Annotated in this window: 20 protein-coding genes and 1 pseudogene; 18 read left to right on the top strand and 3 right to left on the bottom strand. The window is 55.9% G+C overall.

What is annotated here, in order from left to right; all coding sequences use genetic code 11:
• The first annotated feature begins 131 nt into the window (after positions 1–131).
• The 4 genes from fliD to amyA are packed head-to-tail and all read left to right on the top strand — an operon-like array spanning position 132 to position 3,903.
• Entirely contained in the window at positions 132–1,556 is a 1,425-nt protein-coding gene (fliD, locus tag NQ230_RS08920) for a flagellar filament capping protein FliD (RefSeq protein ID WP_159514456.1), read from the top strand.
• Between the two features lie 21 nt (positions 1,557–1,577).
• Entirely contained in the window at positions 1,578–1,982 is a 405-nt protein-coding gene (gene fliS, locus NQ230_RS08915; RefSeq protein WP_159514457.1) for a flagellar export chaperone FliS, read from the top strand.
• Between the two features lie 6 nt (positions 1,983–1,988).
• Positions 1,989–2,363 (top strand): flagella biosynthesis regulatory protein FliT, encoded by a 375-nt coding sequence (fliT, locus tag NQ230_RS08910; RefSeq protein WP_008500332.1) that lies wholly within the window; start codon positions 1,989–1,991, stop codon positions 2,361–2,363.
• A gap of 52 nt (positions 2,364–2,415) precedes the next feature.
• Positions 2,416–3,903: an alpha-amylase gene (gene amyA, locus NQ230_RS08905; RefSeq protein WP_213820466.1), complete on the top strand. Its 1,488-nt coding sequence runs from the start codon at positions 2,416–2,418 to the stop codon at positions 3,901–3,903.
• Positions 3,904–3,997: 94 nt separating this feature from the next.
• Here amyA and yedD read toward each other — a convergent pair whose 3' ends face one another.
• Positions 3,998–4,411: a lipoprotein YedD gene (yedD, locus tag NQ230_RS08900; RefSeq protein ID WP_257260822.1), complete on the bottom strand. Its 414-nt coding sequence runs from the start codon at positions 4,409–4,411 to the stop codon at positions 3,998–4,000.
• Positions 4,412–4,485: 74 nt separating this feature from the next.
• On the bottom strand, positions 4,486–4,800 hold the full coding sequence (fliE, locus tag NQ230_RS08895; protein WP_008500329.1) for a flagellar hook-basal body complex protein FliE: 315 nt from the start codon (positions 4,798–4,800) through the stop codon (positions 4,486–4,488).
• 228 nt (positions 4,801–5,028) lie between these two features.
• Between fliE and fliF the strand changes: the two genes are divergently transcribed.
• The 14 genes and pseudogenes from fliF to rcsA all read left to right on the top strand — a co-directional run bounded on the left by fliF (position 5,029) and on the right by rcsA (position 16,560).
• On the top strand, positions 5,029–6,705 hold the full coding sequence (gene fliF, locus NQ230_RS08890) for a flagellar basal-body MS-ring/collar protein FliF (protein ID WP_121424276.1): 1,677 nt from the start codon (positions 5,029–5,031) through the stop codon (positions 6,703–6,705).
• Positions 6,698–7,696, top strand: a complete 999-nt coding sequence (fliG, locus tag NQ230_RS08885) for a flagellar motor switch protein FliG (protein WP_008500327.1) — start codon at positions 6,698–6,700, stop codon at positions 7,694–7,696. Before fliF ends, fliG begins: the two co-directional genes overlap by 8 nt.
• Positions 7,689–8,396 (top strand): flagellar assembly protein FliH, encoded by a 708-nt coding sequence (fliH, locus tag NQ230_RS08880; protein ID WP_148242014.1) that lies wholly within the window; start codon positions 7,689–7,691, stop codon positions 8,394–8,396. Before fliG ends, fliH begins: the two co-directional genes overlap by 8 nt.
• Positions 8,396–9,766 (top strand): flagellar protein export ATPase FliI, encoded by a 1,371-nt coding sequence (gene fliI, locus NQ230_RS08875; protein ID WP_121424279.1) that lies wholly within the window; start codon positions 8,396–8,398, stop codon positions 9,764–9,766. The genes fliH and fliI overlap by 1 nt, the downstream gene beginning before the upstream one ends.
• Before the next feature lie 21 nt (positions 9,767–9,787).
• Entirely contained in the window at positions 9,788–10,231 is a 444-nt protein-coding gene (fliJ, locus tag NQ230_RS08870; RefSeq protein ID WP_023312304.1) for a flagellar export protein FliJ, read from the top strand.
• A complete protein-coding gene (gene fliK / locus NQ230_RS08865; RefSeq protein ID WP_257260815.1) occupies positions 10,228–11,460 on the top strand; it encodes a flagellar hook length control protein FliK in 1,233 nt (410 codons plus the stop codon). The genes fliJ and fliK overlap by 4 nt, the downstream gene beginning before the upstream one ends.
• 106 nt (positions 11,461–11,566) lie before the next feature.
• Positions 11,567–12,037 carry a flagellar basal body-associated protein FliL gene (gene fliL / locus NQ230_RS08860; protein WP_023312306.1) on the top strand — a complete coding sequence of 157 codons (471 nt, stop codon included), beginning with the start codon at positions 11,567–11,569 and terminating at the stop codon, positions 12,035–12,037.
• A gap of 4 nt (positions 12,038–12,041) precedes the next feature.
• Positions 12,042–13,046, top strand: a complete 1,005-nt coding sequence (gene fliM, locus NQ230_RS08855) for a flagellar motor switch protein FliM (protein WP_023336184.1) — start codon at positions 12,042–12,044, stop codon at positions 13,044–13,046.
• Positions 13,043–13,456, top strand: a complete 414-nt coding sequence (gene fliN, locus NQ230_RS08850; protein ID WP_023312308.1) for a flagellar motor switch protein FliN — start codon at positions 13,043–13,045, stop codon at positions 13,454–13,456. Before fliM ends, fliN begins: the two co-directional genes overlap by 4 nt.
• 2 nt (positions 13,457–13,458) lie before the next feature.
• Positions 13,459–13,833, top strand: coding sequence for a flagellar biosynthetic protein FliO (fliO, locus tag NQ230_RS08845; RefSeq protein ID WP_257260813.1), 375 nt, complete (start codon positions 13,459–13,461; stop codon positions 13,831–13,833).
• Positions 13,833–14,570: a flagellar type III secretion system pore protein FliP gene (gene fliP / locus NQ230_RS08840; protein ID WP_024909733.1), complete on the top strand. Its 738-nt coding sequence runs from the start codon at positions 13,833–13,835 to the stop codon at positions 14,568–14,570. The genes fliO and fliP overlap by 1 nt, the downstream gene beginning before the upstream one ends.
• Positions 14,571–14,579: 9 nt before the next feature.
• Positions 14,580–14,849, top strand: a complete 270-nt coding sequence (gene fliQ, locus NQ230_RS08835; RefSeq protein ID WP_008500315.1) for a flagellar biosynthesis protein FliQ — start codon at positions 14,580–14,582, stop codon at positions 14,847–14,849.
• A 7-nt stretch (positions 14,850–14,856) separates the two neighbouring features.
• Positions 14,857–15,649 (top strand): annotated as a pseudogene (gene fliR, locus NQ230_RS08830) (flagellar biosynthetic protein FliR); the annotation flags it as partial.
• Positions 15,650–15,936: 287 nt separating this feature from the next.
• A complete protein-coding gene (rcsA, locus tag NQ230_RS08825) occupies positions 15,937–16,560 on the top strand; it encodes a transcriptional regulator RcsA (RefSeq protein WP_008500313.1) in 624 nt (207 codons plus the stop codon).
• A gap of 101 nt (positions 16,561–16,661) precedes the next feature.
• Here the strand turns inward: rcsA and dsrB are convergent, their stop codons facing one another.
• The gene (dsrB, locus tag NQ230_RS08820; RefSeq protein WP_008500312.1) at positions 16,662–16,850 is read right to left on the bottom strand and encodes a protein DsrB; all 189 of its coding nucleotides are present in this window, start codon (positions 16,848–16,850) and stop codon (positions 16,662–16,664) included.
• Positions 16,851–16,941: the final 91 nt, after the last annotated feature.

Raw genomic sequence — 16,941 nt, 5'->3', positions numbered from 1 at the left:
GTGCAATCCATTCATTTACCCCGCCAGGACGCGTCTATTCTTTGGATTATTTTTTTCTCACCGTCGTAAACTTTTACGTTGAGAGGCCGATAAGAGTCCTGAACTACTTTCGTATTTTAAGGAAAATATGCATGGCTACTATCAGTAACCTCGGGATAGGTTCTGCAGGACTCGGGGATTTATATAATCAGTTGGAAGCGGCAGAGAAAACCAAGCTGACGACGATTACTTCCCAGCAATCAACGTATAACGCACAGTTAAGCGCTTACGGCAAGCTGCAGAGCGCCATGACATCGCTGCAGACTGCGACCGCTGCACTGGGTAAAGCAACCACCTGGAACTCAACGTCCGTTAGCAGCACCAACACGGCCTTTACAGCTACAACAACGGCTGACGCGTCAGTAGGTTCTTTTGTTGTCAACGTCAACCAGGTTGCAAAGGCACAGGCGCTCACCACCGGCTCCTACGCTAACAACACGGACCTGCTGGGCGATACGACAGGTACAACGCGTAAAATCACCATCACCCAGCCGGGCACGAAAACGCCTTTAGAGGTCACCCTGGCAGATGGCGATACGTCGCTGGCCGGGATCGCGAGCGCCATTAATAAAGCAAACGGCAACGTCACCGCCAGCGTCATTAAAGCGAAAGACGGTGATTACCGCCTGATGCTGTCATCCAAAACCACCGGTACGGATGGTGCGATGACGGTAAGCGTTACCGGCGACGCTAAGCTGCAAAGCGCCATTGGTTATGATTCAACCACCAAAACGGGCGCGCTGACGGTGAACACCGACGCGCAGAACGCGATTGTGGTGGTGAACAACATCTCCATCGAGCGTCAGTCGAATACCATTACCGATGCGCTGCCTGGGGTCACCTTCTCGGTGAAGGCCGAGAGCAAAGCCGATGAAACCCTTGAGGTTTCACGCGCAACGGATGCGAACCAGAAGGCGATCACGGACTGGGTTACAGCGTACAACTCGCTGCAGTCCACCATTAACAGCCTGACGAAGTATGTTCCTGTCGATGCAGGCGCTGGCGGCCAGTCTACCAGCAACGGCGCGCTGGTCGGTGATGCGAACGTGCGCGGAGTTCAGTCTCAGCTGCGCGGCCTGCTAACCGAAGCACAAACCGGCTCGGTTCAGATCATGGCCCAGTTGGGGATTACCCAGGACCCGGTAAAAGGCGCGGACGGTACCGTCGGTAACCTAAAAGTCGATACCGATAAGCTGAAAAAAGTACTTACTGACAACCCTGGCGCCGTACAGCAGTATTTTGTTGGTGACGGGAAAACTACCGGTCTGGCCACCCAGATGAACAATACGCTGACCAATATGCTCAGCACCAGTACCGGCAGCGCCGGGGTGATCCAGAACGCGAAAGACGGGATCAACAAAACGCTGAAAACGCTGGGCGAACGTTACGATGCCATGGATGCTCAAATTGAAGCCACCATGGCGCGTTACAAAACCCAGTTCACCAGTCTGGACGTATTAGTCACCAAAATGACCAGCACGGCCAACTACCTGACCCAACAGTTCTCACAAAAATAGTCGTAGCCTTCAGGAGTGGATATGTATAAGACCTCTGGTGTTCAATCCTATCAGCAGATAGGAGTAGAAAGCGCAGTCATGAATGCCAGTCCACACCAGCTGATTGTCATGTTGTTCGACGGGGCGCATAGCGCCCTTGTTCGCGCGCGTTTGTTCATGGAAGCCGGACAAATTCGTGAGAAAGGCGAAGCCCTATCCAAAGCCATCAACATCATCGACAACGGTTTAAAAGCAGGACTGAACATGGAGGTTGAGAGCGACTTGTCCGAGAATCTTGCCTCCTTGTACGAATATATGGTTCGACGTTTGTTGCTGGCGAATGTCAGTAACGACGTAGACGCAATTGTTGAAGTCGAGGGTTTATTAAACAACATTGCGGATGCGTGGAAGCAAATCGGCCCCAATGCGTCCTCTATTTCAGGATAATTTTTGATGAATAATCCCAGCGCAGCGCTTAGCCACTGGCAGGCGTTACATGCTCAGAGCATTGCTATGCTAAATCTCGCACATTCTGGTCAATGGGATGCGCTTATCGAGCAGGAAATGCATTACGTACAACTGGTGGAAAGGATTTCTCAAACGCCCATCATGTCATGCCCTCCGGCTCAGGTTGAGCAAGCGCGTGCGCTGCTGGAAATGATCCTTGAAAATGAGAATGCGCTAAAGGCACTGCTGAAGGTCCGCATGGACGAACTGCGCAATCTGATTGATCAAACCGGTAAACAGCAATCCATCACGTCTACCTATGGAAAGCTGTCAGGGAATATTCTTTATCCAGAAAGTTTTACCCGCGACACACAACTATGATTTCTTCATCCATACTCCAGAAGTCTGCCAACCGGCTTCTGGAGCAAGGATGATGAAAAACCCCACCCTGTTACAATGTTTTCACTGGTATTACCCTGCTGGCGGTGAATTGTGGCGAGAGGTCACGGCGTTAGCTCCCAATCTTAATGAAATCGGCATCAACATGATCTGGCTGCCGCCCGCCTATAAAGGTGCGTCCGGCGGGTATTCTGTCGGCTATGACTCATACGACCTGTTCGATCTCGGCGAGTTTGACCAGAAAGGCAGTATTGCCACGAAATACGGCGACAAAGCGCAACTGCTGGAGGCCATCGACGCCCTCAAAAGCAATGACATTGCCGTGCTGCTGGACGTGGTGGTCAACCACAAAATGGGTGCCGATGAGAAGGAGCCTGTGCGCGTTCAGCGCGTAAACGAACAGGACCGCACGCAAATCGATGACGAGGTCATTGAGTGCGAAGCCTGGACTCGCTACACCTTCCCCGTCCGGGCCGGGCAGTATTCGCAGTTCATCTGGGATTACAAATGCTTCAGCGGCGTCGACCATATTGAAAACCCCGATGAAGACGGCATCTTTAAAATCGTCAACGACTACACCGGCGAAGGCTGGAACGATCAGGTTGATGATGAAATGGGTAACTTCGATTACCTGATGGGCGAAAATATCGACTTTCGCAATCACGCCGTGACCGAGGAGATCAAATACTGGGCCCGCTGGGTTATGGAACAGACGCGCTGCGACGGTTTTCGTCTGGACGCCGTTAAGCATATTCCCGCCTGGTTTTACAAAGAGTGGATTGAGCACGTCCAGGAAGTCGCCGACCAGCCGCTGTTTATCGTGGCGGAATACTGGTCCCATGAGGTGGATAAACTTCAGGCCTATATCGACCAGGTCGAAGGCAAAACCATGCTGTTTGATGCCCCCCTGCAGATGAAATTCCACGAGGCGTCACGTCAGGGCCGGGATTACGACATGAGCCAAATCTTCACCGGTACCCTGGTGGAAGCCGATCCGTTTCATGCGGTCACCCTCGTCGCGAACCATGACACCCAGCCTTTACAGGCGCTCGAAGCGCCGGTCGAAGCCTGGTTTAAGCCGCTGGCCTACGCGCTGATCCTGCTGCGGGAAAATGGCGTGCCGAGCGTCTTTTACCCGGATCTTTTCGGCGCCAGCTATGACGACACGGGAGGCGACGGTGAAACCTACCATATTGATATGCCAGTCATTGAGCAGCTTCACGAGCTGATCCTCGCGCGCCAGCGTTTTGCCCACGGCGTGCAGACGCTGTTTTTCGACCATCCTAACTGCATTGCCTTCAGCCGCAGCGGCACGGAAGACGATCCCGGCTGCGTGGTGGTACTTTCTAACGGCGACGACGGTGAAAAGGTGATTTGTCTTGGGGAAAACTACGGCAACAAAACGTGGCGGGATTTTCTCGGCAATCGCGAAGAAACCATCACTACGGCGGCGGATGGCGAAGGGACGTTTACCTGTAATGGGGGGAGCGTCAGCATTTGGGTAATAGAGGATGCGCTGTAGAAACAATGCCGGGTGGCGCTGACGCTTACCCGGCCTACGGGACGGTACTTTTGTAGGCCGGGTCAGGCGAAGCCGCCACCCGGCAAAAAAACGGCTACGGTAGTTTACTCTCCAGCGGATGCTTACTCAGGTAATCCGCACACTCAACCGTTGGGCGGTCGACCTTCTGCAGCTCCAGCCCGTCGTACTCAAGCGTCGAGCCATCGCGCTCCAGCGGATAGATATCAAGCTTACGCGTCACGTTGTAATAGCTGTCTGAACGCAGCATGATTTTCCCCGGCACGGCAATCACGCGCAGCCACTGACGGCAGTCCAGCGTGTCGCCCTCCTCCGTCACCACCAGCGTGGCAATCGCCTTCGGGCTGACCATGTTGCTCTGCGGCCCTTTTGACTGCCAGTATCCCGCCAGATTTGCCGGGACAGGATGCTTGATCACGTCGTTATAGTTATCGACCTGAACGCACCCGGTCAGTGCCAGCAGCGCGCCAGCAATTGCTATTTTTTTCATCATCTTTCCTGCATTCGAAGAAAAAAATATTGTGGCATTAAAGCGCTGCGGCTGCCAGCGAAGATCGACAGGTCTTAAACCTGCATCCCCATCACTTCCTGATACGCCGACACCAGCTTGTTACGCACCTGGATTCCCATCTGCAGGGAAACCGAGGCTTTTTGCAAATCGGTCATCACATCATTCAGCGCCACGCCCGGCTCACCGAGGGTGAACTTTTCTGCCTGAGTGCGCGCGGCGGTCTGGGTATCACTGATACGGTCAAGAGCGGCATGCAGTTGCCCTGCGAAGCTGATGCTCGGCTGCTGATCTGCCACATTCTGATTACGGGCCGTCATCGCCGTTGCCTGCAACTGACTGATTACCCCTTCAATGCCCTGTATAGCCATGACTTTCCCCTGGATGGTTTTTTACGCGGTCAAGACTAACAGCTTGTCAATAAGATAATGGCGGTAAATAGCGTGAAAAAACCAGGTTATTTGACGCATAGAAAATCACGAATCATCAAATAATGGCAGTGCCATCAATATGGAACTTTTGTCGTGTTTGCCGACCCGGGAGTCAGTTTTGTTTCTCTACACGAATAACGTAAACCACCAGGATTTAAGAGGTGCGCAATGAGTGCAACAGCATCGACAGCGCCGCAGAATAAATCACTCGAGTGGATGAACCGCCTTCGCGCGAATCCTAAAATCCCGTTGATCGTGGCAGGCGCTGCCGCAATTGCGATCCTTGTAGCGATGGTCCTGTGGGCGAAAAGCCCTGATTACCGGACGCTCTACAGCAACCTTTCCGATCAGGATGGCGGTGCCATCGTCACCCAGCTTACCCAGATGAACATCCCTTATCGCTTTGCCGATAACGGCGGTGCGCTTGAGGTACCGGCAGATAAGGTGCACGAACTGCGTCTGCGTCTGGCTCAGCAGGGGCTGCCGAAGGGCGGTGCCGTTGGCTTTGAGCTGCTAGATCAGGAAAAATTCGGTATCAGCCAGTTCAGCGAGCAGGTGAACTACCAGCGTGCGCTGGAAGGTGAGCTGGCCCGCACCATTGAAACATTAGGCCCGGTGAAGAGTGCCCGCGTGCACCTGGCGATGCCTAAACCTTCTTTGTTTGTCCGTGAACAGAAATCACCTTCGGCTTCCGTTACCGTGAACCTCCAGGCTGGCCGCGCGCTGGACGAAGGGCAAATCAGCGCGGTGACGCACCTCGTCTCCAGCGCGGTCGCTGGTCTGCCGCCGGGTAACGTGACGCTGGTTGACCAAAGCGGTCACCTGCTGACGCAATCCAATACCGCCGGTCGCGATCTGAATGATGCGCAACTGAAGTATGCCTCCGATGTCGAAAGCCGTCTCCAGCGCCGTATTGAAGCCATCCTCGGCCCGGTCGTGGGTAACAGCAACGTGCACGCGCAGGTTACCGCGCAGATCGACTTCGCGAATAAAGAACAAACTGAAGAACAATACAGCCCGAACGGCGATGCGGCTCAGGCGGTGATGCGTTCACGCCAGATCAATTCGAACGAGCAGGTCGGCGGTGCATACCCGGGCGGCGTGCCGGGCGCACTGTCTAACCAGCCTGCCCCGGCTAACGCGGCGCCGATTTCCACGCCTCCGGCCAATCAGCAGAACGGTCAGCAAAATCAGCAGACCACCTCAACAACCAATAACGCCGGTCCGCGTACCAGCAGCCGTAACGAAACCACGAACTACGAAGTGGATCGGACGATTCGCCACACTAAACTGAACGTGGGCGATATTCAGCGTCTTTCCGTTGCGGTGGTGGTGAACTACAAAACGCTGGCGGATGGCAAACCGTTGCCGCTGACCGCCGAGCAGATGAAGCAGATTGAAAACCTGACTCGTGAAGCGATGGGTTACTCCGAGAAGCGCGGCGATACCCTCAACGTGGTGAACTCACCGTTCAACTCGGTTGAAGAGACCGGCGGTGAACTGCCGTTCTGGCAACAGCAGGCGTTTATCGATCAGCTGATGTCCGCAGGACGCTGGCTGCTGGTGCTGATTGTCGCGTGGCTGCTGTGGCGTAAGGGCGTTCGTCCGCAGCTTCAGCGTCGCGCTGAAGCCGAAAAAGCGGCTCGCGAACAGATGTCTACGCGTCAGGAAACGGAAGAAGCGGTTGAAGTTCGCCTCAGTAAAGATGAACAGATGCAGCAGCGTCGTGCTAACCAGCGCATGGGCGCTGAGGTCATGAGCCAGCGCATTCGCGAAATGTCAGATAACGATCCGCGCGTCGTGGCGCTGGTCATCCGCCAGTGGATGGGTAACGAACATGAGTAATACGCTTACGGGCACCGATAAAAGCGTCATCCTGTTGATGACCATTGGCGAAGATCGCGCGGCAGAGGTGTTTAAACACCTCTCCCAGCGTGAAGTGCAGATTCTCAGTGCGGCGATGGCCAACGTGCGTCAAATCTCCAATAAACAGCTGACCGAAGTGCTGTCAGAATTTGAACAGGAAGCCGAACAGTTTGCCGCGCTGAACGTCAACGCCAACGACTACCTGCGTTCCGTGCTGGTCAAGGCGCTGGGCGAAGAGCGTGCCGCCAGCCTGCTGGAAGATATTCTGGAAACGCGCGATACCGCCAGCGGTATCGAAACGCTCAACTTTATGGAACCGCAGAGTGCCGCCGACCTTATTCGCGACGAGCACCCGCAGATTATCGCCACCATCCTTGTCCACCTCAAACGTGGCCAGGCGGCCGATATTCTGGCGCTGTTCGAAGAACGCCTGCGCCACGATGTGATGCTGCGTATCGCGACCTTCGGCGGCGTCCAGCCAGCCGCGCTGGCGGAGCTGACCGAAGTGCTGAACAACCTGCTCGACGGCCAGAACCTCAAGCGCAGCAAGATGGGCGGCGTGAGAACGGCGGCGGAAATCATCAACCTGATGAAAACGCAGCAGGAAGAGGCCGTCATTACGGCGGTTCGCGAATTCGACGGCGAGCTGGCCCAGAAAATCATCGACGAGATGTTCCTGTTCGAAAACCTCGTGGAAGTGGACGACCGCAGCATCCAGCGCCTGCTCCAAGAAGTGGACTCCGAGTCACTGCTTATCGCCCTCAAAGGCGCCGAGCAGCCGCTGCGCGAGAAATTCCTGCGCAACATGTCTCAGCGTGCGGCCGATATCCTGCGCGACGACCTTGCCAACCGCGGCCCGGTGCGTCTGTCTCAGGTGGAAAACGAACAGAAAGCCATTCTGCTTATTGTTCGTCGTCTGGCGGAAACCGGCGAGATGGTGATTGGCAGCGGAGACGACACCTATGTCTAATGAGCTGCCGTGGAAGCGCTGGACGCCTGACGATCTGGCCCCTCCCCTCTCTGAGTTCACGCCAGCCGTCATCGCAACCGAGGAGCTTGACCCGGACGTCGAGCAGCCCGAGCTGAGCGAAGAGGAGCAGCAGGCTCAGATGCTGGCTCAGCTGCAAATGCAGGCGCACGAGCAGGGCTATAATGCCGGTCTGAACGAAGGCCGGCAGAAAGGCCACGACCTTGGCTATCAGGAAGGTCTGGCGAAAGGATTAGAGCACGGCATCGATCAGGCGCGCCAGCAGCAGGCGCCGATCCATGCCCGCATGCAGCAGCTGGTCAGCGAGTTCCAGCACACGCTGGACGCGCTGGACAGCGTGATTGCCTCGCGACTGATGCAGATGGCGCTGGAAGCCGCGCGTCAGGTTATCGGCCAGACGCCCGTGGTGGATAACACTGCGTTGATAAAACAAATTCAGGGTCTGCTTCAGCAGGAGCCGCTGTTCAGCGGGAAGCCTCAGCTGCGCGTCCATCCGGACGATCTGCAGCGCGTTGAAGAAAGCCTGGGGGCGACGCTAAACCTGCACGGCTGGCGTCTGCGCGGCGACCCGTCGCTACATCACGGCGGCTGCAAAGTCTCTGCCGATGAAGGTGACCTGGATGCCAGCGTCGCCACCCGCTGGCAGGAACTGTGCCGCCTGGCGGCACCGGGAGTCGTCTGATGACTGCGCGCCTCACCCGCTGGCTCACCACGCTCGACAACTTTGAGACAAAGATGGCGCAACTGCCGTCTGTTCGTCGTTATGGGCGACTGACGCGCGCCACCGGTCTGGTTCTGGAGGCCACCGGCCTGCAGCTTCCGCTGGGCGCGACCTGCGTCATTGAGCGTCAGGATGGTCTGGAAACGCGTGAAGTTGAAAGCGAAGTGGTCGGATTTAACGGCCAGCGTCTGTTCCTGATGCCGCTTGAAGAGGTGGAAGGCATTCTGCCCGGCGCGCGCGTGTATGCCAAAAACATTTCTGGCGACGGGCTGCAAAGCGGGAAACAGCTGCCGCTTGGCCCTGCCCTGCTGGGCCGCGTGCTGGACGGCAGCGGCAAGCCGCTCGACGGGCTGCCCTCCCCGGACACCACCGAAACCGGCGCGCTGATCACCCAGCCGTTTAACCCCCTGCAGCGTACCCCTATCGAACATGTGCTGGACACCGGCGTGCGCCCGATTAACGCCCTGCTGACCGTGGGACGTGGGCAGCGTATGGGCCTGTTCGCCGGGTCAGGCGTGGGCAAATCCGTCCTGCTCGGCATGATGGCACGCTATACCCAGGCCGATGTGATCGTCGTGGGGCTGATCGGCGAACGTGGTCGTGAAGTAAAAGACTTTATTGAAAACATTCTGGGTGCGGAAGGCCGCGCCCGCTCGGTGGTTATCGCCGCGCCGGCGGATGTGTCGCCGCTGCTGCGTATGCAGGGTGCCGCCTATGCCACCCGTATTGCCGAAGATTTCCGGGACCGCGGCAAGCACGTGCTGCTGATCATGGATTCCCTGACCCGTTACGCGATGGCGCAGCGTGAAATCGCGCTGGCCATCGGTGAGCCACCGGCGACCAAAGGCTACCCGCCTTCGGTCTTCGCCAAGCTCCCTGCCCTCGTTGAGCGCGCGGGGAACGGCATCACCGGCGGCGGCTCCATCACCGCGTTCTATACGGTACTGACGGAAGGCGATGACCAGCAGGACCCGATTGCCGACTCCGCGCGCGCGATCCTTGACGGTCATATTGTGCTGTCGCGTCGTCTGGCCGAAGCCGGACACTACCCGGCCATTGATATTGAAGCCTCTATCAGCCGCGCAATGACGGCGCTGATAACCGAGAAGCACTACGCACGCGTGCGTAACTTCAAACAACTCCTCTCCAGCTTCCAGCGCAACCGCGATCTGGTCAGCGTGGGGGCGTATGCCAAAGGCAGCGACCCGATGCTCGACAAAGCGATTAGCCTGTGGCCGCAGCTGGAGGCATTTTTGCAACAAGGCATTTTTGAACGCGCCGACTGGGAAGATTCAATTCAGGCACTGGAGCTGATTTTCCCGCAGGTGTAACACAGGTGGAGGGCGAAGGTCATGGCGCAAAACAGCGCGTTATCAACGCTGAAAGATCTGGCTGAAAAAGAAGTTGATGATGCCGCATTGCAGCTTGGCGCAATGCGACGCGGGTGCCAGCAGGCTGAAGAACAGTTGAAGATGTTGATCGACTATCAGCATGAATATCGCACCAACCTCAATACCGATATGACACAGGGCATTGGAAGCCAGCGCTGGATTAACTATCAGCAGTTTATCCAGACGCTGGAGAAGGCGATAGATCAGCATCGCCAGCAGCTTAACCAGTGGACCCAGAAAGTCGATACCGCGCTGAATTTCTGGCGCGAGAAAAAGCAGCGGCTGCAGGCCTGGCAGACTTTGCAGGACCGACAGATCGCGGCAACGACCCTGGCGGAAAACCGTCTGGATCAGAAGAAAATGGATGAGTTTGCCCAGCGCGCATCAATGAGGAAACCGGAATGATCACACTGCAACAACTGCTGATGAGCGACAGCGACCTGTCAGGCGGCACGCAAACGGGGAAAGGCACCGACGGTGCACAGGACTTTCTCTCTCTGCTGGCGGGCGCCCTGTCGGACGCAACGGGCAAGGGCAAAGATGCGCCGCTGACCCTGGCTGACCTGAAAGCCGCAGGCAGTAAACTGTCAAAGGTGGCTCAGGATGCCAAAGAGGATACCACCCTGCAGGCCAAAATTGCCGACCTGCTTTCGCGCCAAACCGCGCTGAATGGCGATGAAACCTCGCCCGTCACGCCGCTTGATACGCTGGTTTCCGGGCTGGTGCCGCTGTCTAAGGGCGACGCGCTGAAGACCCTCAATGCGGCAAACAGCAAGGATGACGGTAAAAGCGAGCTGAGCGAAGAAGAGCTGGCCGGATTAAGCGCGCTGATGGCGATGCTTCCGCACCAGCAAACTACCGCCTCTCGCGCGGCAGGCAGTGACGGCGTTACGGCCACCTCAACGCTGAATTCCGCGGCGCTTTCGCACAATGGCGCGGGTCAACCGTCCCTGAACGCGCTTCCGGGAAGCCATGATAAAGCGCAGAGTTCTGTGCCTTATCAGAGCCAGGTGAAAAACAACGATCTGGCCCTGTCGGGCAACGCGCCGGCAACCCCGGCCGTGGCCGCGGCGGCAGAGAAGCAGGAGCTCGCCAGCTCTTCCTCTTCAGCCTCCCCAACAGCCACCCTGGCACCGATTATGTCCAGCCATGCGACCAGCCAGACGGCCGCCACCGTCGCCACCGCGCCGGTGTTAAGCCAGCCTCTGGGAACCCACGAATGGCAGCAATCCCTGAGCCAGCACATCACCCTGTTCACTAAGCAGGGCCAGCAGACGGCAGAGCTGCGTCTGCACCCGGAAGATCTGGGTCAGGTGCAAATTTCGCTCAAGCTGGATGATAACCAGGCGCAGCTGCAGATGGTCTCTGCGCACAGCCATGTCCGTGCGGCACTGGAAGCCGCGCTGCCGGTACTGCGGACCTCGCTGGCGGAGAACGGCATTCAGCTTTCGCAGAGCAGCGTCAGCAGCGAGAGCTTCGCCGGGCAGCAGCAGTCTTCCTCCCAGCAGCAGCACCAGGCTTCGCGTTCCGGCAACACCGGCGGTTTTAATGAAGAGAGCGATGAGCTACTGCCTGTCCCTGCCGCCCTGCAATCCGCAGCGCGCGGTAACAGTGCCGTAGACATCTTCGCCTAAACGCCAGAGGTAGCGTGATTATCCCCGTCTTTTCCACGCTTTGACGACAGCAGGACACGGGATAATCACCTTATTAAGCTGTACCGAAACAGGAAGCTCGTATCAGATGACTGACTCCGCTATCACCAAAAAAAGTAAGCGTTCCATCTGGATCCCGCTGCTGGTGTTGATCACGCTCGCCGCCTGCGCTACCGCGGGCTATAGTTACTGGCGTATGCAGCAGGAACCTACCACCGCTGCAGCCAAAGCTGAAGCGCCACCTCCGCCGGCTCCAGTCTTCTTCCCGCTGGATACCTTCACCGTCAACCTGGGTGATGCGGATCGCGTGCTTTATGTTGGCATTACGCTGCGCCTGAAAGATGAAGCCACCCGTTCACGTCTGAACGATTACCTTCCAGAAGTGCGCAGCAGACTTCTGCTGCTGTTCTCTCGTCAGGACGCTTCGGCGCTGGCCACCGATGTGGGTAAGCAAAAGCTGGTCGACGCTATTAAACAAACGCTGGCGACCCCGCTGGTAAACGGCCAACCTAAGCAGGAAGTCACTGACGTTCTGTATACAGCATTCATTCTGCGGTAACGACATGGGCGACAGTATTCTTTCTCAGGCAGAAATCGATGCGCTGCTCAACGGCGACAGCGATAACAATGATGATCCTAAACCGGGTATTGGCGGCGATAGCGATATTCGTCCCTATGACCCGAATACCCAGCGTCGCGTGGTACGTGAACGTCTGCAGGCGCTGGAGATCATTAACGAACGTTTTGCACGTCAGTTCCGTATGGGGCTGTTTAACCTGCTGCGTCGTAGCCCGGATATCACGGTCGGTGCGATCCGCATTCAGCCGTATCATGAGTTTGCCCGCAACCTGCCGGTGCCAACCAACCTTAACCTGATTCATCTGAAGCCGCTGCGCGGCACCGGTCTGGTGGTGTTTTCGCCAAGCCTGGTGTTCATCGCGGTGGATAACCTGTTCGGCGGCGACGGGCGTTTCCCGACCAAAGTAGAAGGTCGTGAATTCACCCACACCGAACAGCGCGTCATTAACCGCATGCTGAAGCTGGCGCTGGAGTCTTACAGCGACGCGTGGAAAGCGATTAACCCGCTGGAAGTGGAGTACGTCCGTTCTGAGATGCAGGTGAAATTTACCAATATCACCACCTCCCCGAACGATATCGTCGTTAACACCCCGTTCCACGTGGAGATCGGTAACCTGACCGGCGAGTTCAACATCTGCCTGCCGTTCAGCATGATCGAACCGCTGCGCGAGCTGCTGGTTAACCCGCCGCTGGAGAACTCCCGCAACGAAGACCAGAACTGGCGTGAAAACCTGGTTCGCCAGGTCCAGCACTCGCAGCTTGAGCTGGTGGCGAGCTTCGCCGATATCCCGCTGCGATTATCTCAGATCCTGAAATTACAACCCGGCGATGTTTTGCCGATAGAAAAACCCGACCGCATTATTGCCCATGTGGATGGTGTCCCCGTGCTGACAAGCCAGTACGGCACGATTAACGGTCAGTATGCGTTACGCGTTGAGCACTTGATCAACCCGATTTTGAATTCGCTGAATGAGGAACAGCCCAAATGAGTGACATGAACAATCCGTCCGATGAAAACAGCGGAGCACTGGACGATCTGTGGGCTGACGCGTTAAACGAGCAAAAAGCACCCCCGGCCAAAAGTGCTGCGGATGCCGTATTCCAGCAGCTCGGCGGCGGTGATGTCAGCGGCACGCTGCAGGACATCGACCTGATTATGGATATCCCGGTTAAGCTGACCGTTGAGCTGGGACGCACCCGGATGACCATTAAAGAGCTGCTGCGCCTGACGCAGGGTTCCGTGGTGGCCCTTGACGGTCTGGCCGGCGAGCCGCTGGATATTCTGATCAACGGCTATCTGATTGCCCAGGGTGAAGTGGTGGTGGTTGCCGATAAATACGGCGTACGTATCACCGACATCATTACCCCGTCTGAACGTATGCGTCGTCTGAGCCGTTAAGCATGAAAACCCAGGCAACAATATCACAGCCTTCTGCCGTTCCCGGCTCGCCTCTGCTCCAGGTGAGCGGGGCATTGTTCTGTATTATTGCCTTTATCCTTATCGCCGCCTGGCTGGCGAAGCGCTTTGGTCTGGCGGGTAAGACCGCTGGTGCCCGCGGCCTGAAGGTCAGCGCCAGCACCACGCTGGGGCCACGGGAACGCGTGGTCATCGTCGAAGTGGACGACGCGCGCCTGGTCCTGGGCGTCACGGCCTCAAACATCAGCGTATTACATAAGCTGCCGCCCGCCCCTGTAGTGGTGGACGAGCGCGCAGACGCCCCCGCGGATTTTCAGTCCGTCATGAAGAGTTTGCTTAAGCGTTCCGGGAGATCCTGATGCGCCGTTTGTTATCCCTGACGCTTGCGGGCGTTGGCCTGTTTGCTCCCGCGGTTTATGCCCAACTGCCCGGTCTGGTCTCAACCCCTCTCGCGGGCGGCGGACAAAGCTGGTCGCTTCCGGTCCAGACGCTGGTTTTCATCACCTCGCTGACGTTTATTCCGGCCATCCTGCTGATGATGACCAGCTTCACCCGCATCATCATCGTCTTTGGTCTGCTGCGAAACGCGCTGGGAACCCCTTCCGCGCCGCCAAACCAGGTTCTGCTTGGCCTGGCGCTGTTTTTGACCTTTTTCATTATGTCGCCGGTTATCGATAAGATTTATACCGACGCCTACCAGCCGTTCAGCGAAGACAAAATCTCCATGCAGGAGGCGCTGGATAAAGGCGCTCAGCCGCTGCGAGAATTTATGCTGCGCCAGACGCGCGAAGCCGACCTGGCCCTCTTTGCCCGCCTGTCCAACACCGGCGAGCTGCAGGGACCGGAATCAGTGCCAATGCGTATTCTTCTGCCAGCCTATGTCACCAGCGAGCTGAAAACCGCGTTCCAGATTGGCTTTACCATCTTTATTCCGTTCCTGATTATCGACCTGGTGATCGCCAGCGTCCTGATGGCGCTCGGGATGATGATGGTGCCGCCCGCGACCATTGCCCTGCCCTTTAAGATCATGCTCTTTGTTCTGGTCGACGGCTGGCAGCTGCTGGTCAGTTCTTTGGCGCAGAGTTTCTACAGTTAAGGAACGGTAATGACACCCGAATCGGTCATGATGATGGGCACGGAAGCGATGAAAATCGCGATTGCCGTTGCCGCGCCGCTGCTGCTTGTCGCGCTGGTTACCGGTCTGATTATCAGTATCCTGCAGGCCGCCACGCAGATTAACGAAATGACGCTGTCGTTCATCCCGAAAATCATCGCCGTGTTCGTGGCGATTATCGTCGCCGGGCCCTGGATGCTGAACCTGTTGCTGGACTATATGCGCAACCTGTTTACCAATCTGCCGTACATCATCGGCTGACCTGACGATGCTGCACTTCACCAGCGACCAGTGGGTTCAGTGGCTCGGCGTCTATTTCTGGCCGATGCTGCGCATCATGGCGCTGATCTCCACCGCCCCCATTCTCAGTGAGAAATCGATACCCAAGCGCGTCAAGGTGGGGCTGGGCATTATCATCTCCATTATCGTTGCGCCCTCTCTCCCCCCCGTGGATATTCCGATTTTCTCGGCGAACGCGGTGTGGGTGGCTCTGCAGCAGGTGATGATTGGCGTCGCCGTCGGCTTTACCATGCAGCTCGCCTTTGCCGCGGTGCGTACCGCAGGGGAACTGATCGGCCTGCAGATGGGGCTATCGTTCGCCACGTTTGTGGATCCCGGTAGTCATCTCAACATGCCCGTGCTGGCGCGCATTATCGATCTGCTCGCCATGCTGTTGTTCCTGTCGCTCAACGGCCATCTGTGGCTTATCTCCATGCTGGTGGATACGTTCCATACGCTGCCGATTGGTGAAAATCCGGTAAACAGCAACGCCTTTCTGGCGCTCACTCGCGCTGCGGGGCTGATATTCCTGAACGGGCTGATGCTGGCGCTGCCGATCATCACCCTGCTGCTGACCGTCAACCTGGCATTAGGTTTACTCAACCGAATGGCACCGCAGCTTTCGGTGTTTGTCATCGGTTTTCCGCTGACGCTGACGGTGGGTATTTTATTAATGTCATTGCTAATGCCACTTATCGCTCCCTTCTGTGAACATTTATTCGGCGAGATATTCAACCTGTTAGCGGATATTGTCAGCGAGTTGCCACGTAAATAATAGCCCGCACTGTTGCTGCTGTCTTTCTGAGGATATTCCTAAAATAAAACGTGAAAAACATCTTCCAGGATATATCTGACGCGGTTTAATTGTTTCTAACCATCTCACAATACTTAATATTTACTTTACTTTAAGAAGATTCCTGGCAAATTATACGTAACTTTACGGGATAGTGAGTCCGCCTGAAAGTCTTTGTCATGCTCACAGGTTTATTATTTTTTTCCATCCCGTATGGCTGTTTTGAGCTCTCAGGCAGATGGTGAATTATCGTTACGCATTGAGTGAGGGTATGCCATGTCAACGATCATTATGGATTTATGCAGCTACACCCGGCTAGGGTTAACCGGGTACCTGGCAAGCAGAGGGGTAAGAAAGAGAGACATCAACGATGCACACACCGTTGACGAACTCGCAGCCGCTTGTGACGAACTAAAACCAGGCGTGGTGTTTATTAATGAGGACTGTTTCATTCACGATCCAGCCAACAGTCAGCACATTAAGCAAATCATTAATCAGCATCCAAAAACCCTGTTTATTGTTTTTATGGCGATCGCGAATATCCATTTCGATGAGTATTTGTTGGTCCGTAAAAATTTATTGATTAGTTCTAAATCGATTAAACCCGAGTCGCTGGATGACATTCTGGGTGATTATTTGAATAAAGAAGTTAAGAATGTAGGAGCGGTTAACTTACCCACCCTATCATTAAGCAGGACTGAATCAAGTATGCTGCGAATGTGGATGGCGGGACAAGGAACTATTCAGATCTCGGACCAGATGAATATTAAAGCGAAAACCGTTTCGTCACACAAAGGAAATATTAAAAGGAAAATTAAAACGCATAATAAGCAAGTGATCTACCACGTGGTACGCCTGACCGATAATGTGACGAACGGGATTTTCGTCAACATGCGTTAGTCCCTTAAGACCCTGTGCACCCTACCTTTGATCTCTGGCCTGGCCAGAGATTTTTGCTTCTGTGAGGTTGTCGGGCACACGCTGTGCTACCCGACGCCGTGCTAATCTGCTTTCTCTACAAAAATGCCGTCCGGATGCCCCAGTTCGTTAAAAAACCAGATGCCGAGCGGGTAGTCTTCGAGTGATACCAGATACATTGTGCCTTCGCTAAACTCTTCAATTGCCAGCACCACACCCGGGCGGCGCGGCCCACCGTCCGTTTTAACCGTTACCCGATCGTTGACCTTCATACATTCCTCCTCTGGTTTTGAGCCAGTGTAGAACAAAACGCAAAAACGCACATCGCCGCCCGGTGTGAATGGCGTTTTTATGCACAGTCTA

Origin of the sequence: Enterobacter asburiae (assembly GCF_024599655.1) — a bacterium.
GTDB lineage: Bacteria > Pseudomonadota > Gammaproteobacteria > Enterobacterales > Enterobacteriaceae > Enterobacter > Enterobacter asburiae_D.
This window is presented reverse-complemented; position numbering and strand designations above follow the sequence as displayed.

What these genes read in the sequence shown, in the direction of transcription:
- fliK (WP_257260815.1), top strand. Translation starts at nt 10,228, where the DNA reads ATGATCACACTGCAACAACTGCTGATGAGCGACAGCGACCTGTCAGGC.
- fliP (WP_024909733.1), top strand. Translation starts at nt 13,833, where the DNA reads ATGCGCCGTTTGTTATCCCTGACGCTTGCGGGCGTTGGCCTGTTTGCT.
- amyA (WP_213820466.1), top strand. Translation starts at nt 2,416, where the DNA reads ATGAAAAACCCCACCCTGTTACAATGTTTTCACTGGTATTACCCTGCT.
- fliS (WP_159514457.1), top strand. Translation starts at nt 1,578, where the DNA reads ATGTATAAGACCTCTGGTGTTCAATCCTATCAGCAGATAGGAGTAGAA.
- fliI (WP_121424279.1), top strand. Translation starts at nt 8,396, where the DNA reads ATGACTGCGCGCCTCACCCGCTGGCTCACCACGCTCGACAACTTTGAG.
- yedD (WP_257260822.1), bottom strand. Translation starts at nt 4,411, where the DNA reads ATGAAAAAAATAGCAATTGCTGGCGCGCTGCTGGCACTGACCGGGTGC.
- fliF (WP_121424276.1), top strand. Translation starts at nt 5,029, where the DNA reads ATGAGTGCAACAGCATCGACAGCGCCGCAGAATAAATCACTCGAGTGG.
- fliT (WP_008500332.1), top strand. Translation starts at nt 1,989, where the DNA reads ATGAATAATCCCAGCGCAGCGCTTAGCCACTGGCAGGCGTTACATGCT.
- dsrB (WP_008500312.1), bottom strand. Translation starts at nt 16,850, where the DNA reads ATGAAGGTCAACGATCGGGTAACGGTTAAAACGGACGGTGGGCCGCGC.
- fliG (WP_008500327.1), top strand. Translation starts at nt 6,698, where the DNA reads ATGAGTAATACGCTTACGGGCACCGATAAAAGCGTCATCCTGTTGATG.
- fliD (WP_159514456.1), top strand. Translation starts at nt 132, where the DNA reads ATGGCTACTATCAGTAACCTCGGGATAGGTTCTGCAGGACTCGGGGAT.
- rcsA (WP_008500313.1), top strand. Translation starts at nt 15,937, where the DNA reads ATGTCAACGATCATTATGGATTTATGCAGCTACACCCGGCTAGGGTTA.
- fliL (WP_023312306.1), top strand. Translation starts at nt 11,567, where the DNA reads ATGACTGACTCCGCTATCACCAAAAAAAGTAAGCGTTCCATCTGGATC.
- fliE (WP_008500329.1), bottom strand. Translation starts at nt 4,800, where the DNA reads ATGGCTATACAGGGCATTGAAGGGGTAATCAGTCAGTTGCAGGCAACG.
- fliJ (WP_023312304.1), top strand. Translation starts at nt 9,788, where the DNA reads ATGGCGCAAAACAGCGCGTTATCAACGCTGAAAGATCTGGCTGAAAAA.
- fliN (WP_023312308.1), top strand. Translation starts at nt 13,043, where the DNA reads ATGAGTGACATGAACAATCCGTCCGATGAAAACAGCGGAGCACTGGAC.
- fliO (WP_257260813.1), top strand. Translation starts at nt 13,459, where the DNA reads ATGAAAACCCAGGCAACAATATCACAGCCTTCTGCCGTTCCCGGCTCG.
- fliM (WP_023336184.1), top strand. Translation starts at nt 12,042, where the DNA reads ATGGGCGACAGTATTCTTTCTCAGGCAGAAATCGATGCGCTGCTCAAC.
- fliH (WP_148242014.1), top strand. Translation starts at nt 7,689, where the DNA reads ATGTCTAATGAGCTGCCGTGGAAGCGCTGGACGCCTGACGATCTGGCC.
- fliQ (WP_008500315.1), top strand. Translation starts at nt 14,580, where the DNA reads ATGACACCCGAATCGGTCATGATGATGGGCACGGAAGCGATGAAAATC.